Source organism: Vibrio sp. OPT46, assembly GCF_015163535.1.
Classification (GTDB): Bacteria; Pseudomonadota; Gammaproteobacteria; order Enterobacterales; family Vibrionaceae; genus Vibrio; species Vibrio alginolyticus.
Genome location: NZ_JADDYG010000132.1, coordinates 1 through 5,090, shown reverse-complemented (window position 1 = coordinate 5,090; position 5,090 = coordinate 1). Strand labels below are relative to the sequence as shown.

Genomic DNA, 5,090 nt, shown 5'->3' with positions numbered 1-5,090 from the left:
TTTTTACTATGTAAAAAACAGAGGAGAATGACCATGAAGAAACGACTCAACTATATTGAAGTAGCGCCAAAAGCAATAGAAATCCTATACGCTCAGGAAGCTTACTTCCATGAACAATTTAGCCAATCAGAAACCATGAACATGATCATATGGGAACTGGTTAAGTTACGCATATCGCAAATCAATCAATGTGCATTTTGTATCGACATGCATAGTAAAGATGCGCTTCAGTTAGGTGAAAAGCCGGAACGCATATGGGGGCTTAGTGCATGGAAAGATATGCCATTCTACAGCGATGCAGAACACGTTGCACTAGGCTGGGCTGAACTACTAACTGCTGGCCTACCAGTAGATGATGATACCTATCAGCTGACCTTGAATACCTTTGGAGAAGAAGCTATGGTCAACCTAACAATTGCGATCAACGCGATCAATAGTTGGAACCGAATAGTTAAGGCATTTAAGCCAAAGGTTGGAGTCTATAAACCTCGATAATTCTATTTGACGGTTCTTACTTGTAAGCCGCTGCTTATACCTCAACTTAATAGGATGAAAAGTACATGTGTATCACTTTCTCATTTAAGTTGAGGTTAAATAGGATGATTCATTTGAACTTAGAATTTGATATTTTAAAACCTCAAAAGGCTTTAGCTGGCTATGTTCAAGCCATTTGGTCAGCATCCGTCAAACCTGATACGACGCAAACCGTACGTAAACAATTACTCAGTGATGCTGGTACAGGTGTGGTATTCATTTTACAGAATGAAGTACAAATGGATGGTGAGTGGCAAACGCCAGGGGTTGTCCTACTGCCTATAAGCATTCTGGCACATCAGGTCTGCCTACCGCCAGGCGCGGTGATGACTGGCGTACGCTTTCATCCTGCTGTTGGTTATCAACTATTTGGTAAACGTCTAGAACAGCTATTGCGGATTCAAGACGACCACCCTTTGGCTTCTTCTGCGCTAGCAACATTTGAGTCTCTGCAAACAGCGCGTTCGCCATATGCAAGGATTTCTACGTTATATCGCTGGGTTCAAACACTGATTGAGGAATATGAACCGCAGTATGTCGGCCACATTATTGACCAACCTACAGGGACCATCAGTCAGCGCCAGAGAGAGCGCAATTTTCAGAAATGGTTGGGGATTACTCCTAAACATTACCAACGCATTAAACGAGTGAAGCACACTTTAGAGCAACTCCGAGCGCAACCCGATCTTACTTTATCGGAGTTGGCGCTGGAGCAAGGTTTTTCCGATCAAGCACACATGACTAGAGAGTGTAAGCAGATTGCGCGCATGACACCGAAGCAGTATGTCCGAAAGAGAAACCTCTAAACCTTATTAGCTTTCTACATCAAACCCCATTGATTCAGAATCGACCATATACTTGTTACAATGTTCGATCATATATCACCTACTTTTTCGAGCGCTCATTCCAGCTTGATGTGAGTTGGTTAGCTCGCTTTTGATGCCGCGTGCCGCTCTACCATAAACGCGATCACTTCTTCGTTTAAGCAAGATTTGCTGATGTATTGGCGTTGTTTACCAAGGTGAAGGATAAAGCCCAAATCAGTTTGTTCGAGTTGGTCGATATCATTGATAGCTAGGTAGAGTTGGTAATCATGCTGTTCAACACGGCCACAGTATTCAGTGCCTCGGTCAGTCAAAATTCTCAGTATTAGCATAGGTCGAGCTCCAACGTGGAAGTATTCTCTCTGGGTGCTTTTCTAAGGTTGTTAGGACTTTTCTTACTGGCTCTAGTCAACTAAAGCTTGTGCTTGCTTATCTGTCATCGGACTCTCAACATCCTTTAACACCACCCAACGAAGAGCTTTTTGCGTGCCATTGTTTTCGAGCGTCATCAACAGCTCGTGTAAATAAATGCACTACATGGAACCAGTCGAGAGTAACATTCGCTTTCGGAAGCTCATCTTTGACACCACTCCAACCTGCCCAGGCACATCGATGAGCTTTATAGTGAACTCGAGGTATTTTCGCTGTGATATAGCAATGGTGCTGAAAAAGTTGAGATGGCGCCATGTTTTATCGGTTATAAAAAACAACCATCTGCGCGGTGGCTATTGTTAACTGATCTTCATGATAAGAATTCAGAATGAGACAATGAGTATGCAAGCTTACGAAATGGACGTGGATAAGTACTTTAACGAATAGCTCGGTATTTTTTGCCAGAGGGAGTCTACTTATGTTTAACCCATGAAAGTAATAGACATGTCATTTACATTATTTTTTAAAGTATGCCTAGATATAAGCTTTGACATGACTTATTTGTGAGAATTGGGGCGGTCCTAGGCTAGCACTTGAGAGCATTAGGACATAGTATCGTCTCACGCGTGGATATGGGTTGACCTATGTACAATATTGGTAAACAAATGACTAAAATACTGGTTTCCCTTATGAGTGCCACAATATTATTGCTCTCAACAGGTTGTAACGCAGATATGTTTAATTTCTTCAAATCAAAAAAGTTTCAATACATACTTAGCTCAGAGATCACTGGTCGCTTATACTTAGACGGGAAAGCGTTTACTAGCGAGGTAGTTTATCTACACACAGCTTTTTCTAAAAACCGTTATATCACCGAGACAATTACGTCAGAAAATGGTTATTTTCATTTCGAACCTACATACCACTATCAGACGTTTAAAGAACCTGCCCTTCATGAATCCTCTAGCTACATTGGTATTTACATTTTTGTAGATGGCAAAAAATACTACTTACTAGAGGCTCGCTTTTCTGACGTGAAACCCTATGGATTTATTTCAGATAATCTTCTTGATTTAAGTTGTGAGATTAATTCGGACGAATATCGTTACTTTTTTAAAAATAAATTTGTTGAGAATGGCCTCGATCTTGAAATTATTAGTAGGTGTGATTTGAAAGGATTTTCTGAAAAAATATTACTAAATAAGGACACGTAATGGCAAAGTTAACACCAAAAATGGCTTCAGAAATAGCGGATATTCCTTACAAAGCTTATGAAAATAATGGCCGTTTTATCATGCCGGGCAAAAACAGTTTTTCAAATCACTTTTCTTTTTCTGAAAATGATGTATTTGATGGTTTTACAGGCGGTGTAGCGGGTTTATCCAATGTACCGGTATTGCGTAAAGTTATCCCTGGCTTGATGAGAACTTCAGAGGCGTTTGCAGTGGTTGGCACTGGTAAAGGTTCTACATTTGAGAATGAAATTGTCATTTCAATTCGAGGAACACAAAATGCTAATGATTGGATCACAAATGCGAATATAGGGGTGAAAGGATCACCAAACGGTTCGCCCGCTCATGCTGGTTTCAACAATTGTTTTCAAAGTCTTAGCCCCAAGTTGAAGCAGTATATTATGCAGATGAATCCTAAACCAAAACGTATACATTGCGTTGGGCACAGCTTAGGTGGAGCGCTCGCATCACTTTGCGCTGATTGGGTGCGTAGTGAGATGAAGGTCAGAACCACCTTATACACCTTTGGCGCTCCTAGAGTTGGTCTGGAAGCATACGCACGCTCATCGGAAAAGCTAAACGATGGTGTTTATCGATGTACGCATGGTGCTGATCCTGTACCAAAAATACCGCTTTGGCCATTTATTCATGCTCCAATCTCAACAGGCGAGTACCGCTTGGACTCTGGCACTGGATTAAGCATATCAGCCCATTTGATGGCAAGAAACAAAAATCCGGGTTACTTAAACACTGCTTCCTCGGATTCTTGGGGAGCGTTGAAGAGGAAATCGAATGACCACTTATTTACCCCTATCCGTCTAAAGTATGAGCAACGAAATCAAGCTTCTTTTTCGGAGTATTGGGCAGATAGAATACAGGGCGCACTTATCACCTATTTGAAAGATGTGGCTCTTTTGTCAACGGTAACGATTCAAGCAGGCGTGATTGCTGGCTTGACCTTTTATGATTGGCTTTCAAGAAAGCTAGAAGCCGTTGCTAAATCATCTAAGCGCAATGAAGAGCAACTAAAAGGCTTATTAGGCCATATGCTTGTTTTTGCCGGTCACTATGGGACCATCATTGAGGATCTATCCGCCCGATTCATTAGATGGGTTTTCGAAAGAACCATTGGACGACTAGTCAGAGTATCTAAACAAGCGATATCGTTGCTAAGTTAACCTAACCATTGCAATGGCATAGTAACGTGAGTGCTTAGTTAGAGGTGAACTCATCAGCTCATAAGTTAACTGGTGACATTGACATAACGCCGCTAAATGGGATTCTTATTAAGCACTTTTTAGATGAAACTTTCTAACCAAATCGGGTCGCGATTTATCAAAACGAATTTGAAAATAATGAATTTTTCACTATTTTCAAATTCGTGATTAGGAGCCAAAATGTAGGTTTACAGTTTCAACTGTTTTTGGATTTCTGTTGGAAAAGTAACTTAAACAATTGACATTAAATAGATTTAATGGGAAATAGCTCTTACAAAACCCGAACTGCGCTCCCTTCCAAGCTGATGATGATGTAGGTTCGATTCTCGCTGTACACTCCATTCTCATAGGCTACTTTCCCTAAAACTTCGAACGCCTCCCATGGGGCTCGAATCGCAATCCCATGGATAGCCCCCTCAAATCGAATAAGTTTCTTCCGCATAGAAGTTACCTTTAGACGCATAAGTCCAACACTGGCCACATGAACTTTATTAGGGAAAATCCAACAAACTAACGAATGTCAAACCTTTGCCGGACATAGTAATCGAGCAAAAAATGCTCTAGAAGTTGGCGTCATCACTGTAGGCTCACAATAAACTATCTCATTGTCACTTTTTTGGTTCAGTTTACACACTAACTCCGCAGCACACTTAAGGAGTCCATATACTGGAAAGACGCAACCAGAAACACCGAGTGTAGTGGTTCAGATTTTGAGTCTGAATCAGAGCTACCCCATAAGCATCAAACCCTAAGATCAAAAAAGCAAACCCACGGACTCGCTTTTTTTGTTAGCTCTGTGCCGTCCTAAATAAAGTTGACACTTTCCACCCCCAAAATTGGAGAGTGTTATGAAATCAACAACTAAAAGAACTCAGCGCGATTACTCCCTCGCTTTTAAACTCACTGTAGTT

At 41.2% G+C, this 5,090-nt stretch carries 6 protein-coding genes and 1 pseudogene; 4 read left to right on the top strand and 3 right to left on the bottom strand.

The annotated features are described in order from the left end of the window. Nucleotides 1–33 precede the first annotated feature (33 nt). Together IQR33_RS05830 and IQR33_RS05825 are read left to right on the top strand one after the other, a co-directional pair. Nucleotides 34–495 carry a carboxymuconolactone decarboxylase family protein gene (locus IQR33_RS05830; RefSeq protein ID WP_042520770.1) on the top strand — a complete coding sequence of 154 codons (462 nt, stop codon included), beginning with the start codon at nt 34–36 and terminating at the stop codon, nt 493–495. A gap of 104 nt (nt 496–599) precedes the next feature. Further along, on the top strand, nt 600–1,340 hold the full coding sequence (locus IQR33_RS05825) for a helix-turn-helix domain-containing protein (protein WP_170960428.1): 741 nt from the start codon (nt 600–602) through the stop codon (nt 1,338–1,340). A 119-nt stretch (nt 1,341–1,459) separates the two neighbouring features. Here the strand turns inward: IQR33_RS05825 and IQR33_RS05820 are convergent. Together IQR33_RS05820 and IQR33_RS35810 are read right to left on the bottom strand one after the other, a co-directional pair. Next, a pseudogene (locus tag IQR33_RS05820) lies at nt 1,460–1,612 on the bottom strand (YcxB family protein); the annotation flags it as partial. 193 nt (nt 1,613–1,805) lie between these two features. Next, complete coding sequence (locus IQR33_RS35810) at nt 1,806–2,045, bottom strand: transposase (RefSeq protein WP_081048923.1); 240 nt, start codon at nt 2,043–2,045, stop codon at nt 1,806–1,808. A gap of 350 nt (nt 2,046–2,395) precedes the next feature. Between IQR33_RS35810 and IQR33_RS05805 the strand changes: the two genes are divergently transcribed. Further along, nucleotides 2,396–2,944: a DUF6795 domain-containing protein gene (locus IQR33_RS05805; protein WP_228010072.1), complete on the top strand. Its 549-nt coding sequence runs from the start codon at nt 2,396–2,398 to the stop codon at nt 2,942–2,944. Then, nucleotides 2,944–4,140 (top strand): lipase family protein, encoded by a 1,197-nt coding sequence (locus tag IQR33_RS05800; protein WP_104980635.1) that lies wholly within the window; start codon nt 2,944–2,946, stop codon nt 4,138–4,140. Before IQR33_RS05805 ends, IQR33_RS05800 begins: the two co-directional genes overlap by 1 nt. 310 nt (nt 4,141–4,450) lie before the next feature. Here the strand turns inward: IQR33_RS05800 and IQR33_RS05795 are convergent, their stop codons facing one another. After that, complete coding sequence (locus IQR33_RS05795) at nt 4,451–4,621, bottom strand: hypothetical protein (RefSeq protein WP_193837685.1); 171 nt, start codon at nt 4,619–4,621, stop codon at nt 4,451–4,453. Between the last annotated feature and the right edge of the window lie 469 nt (nt 4,622–5,090).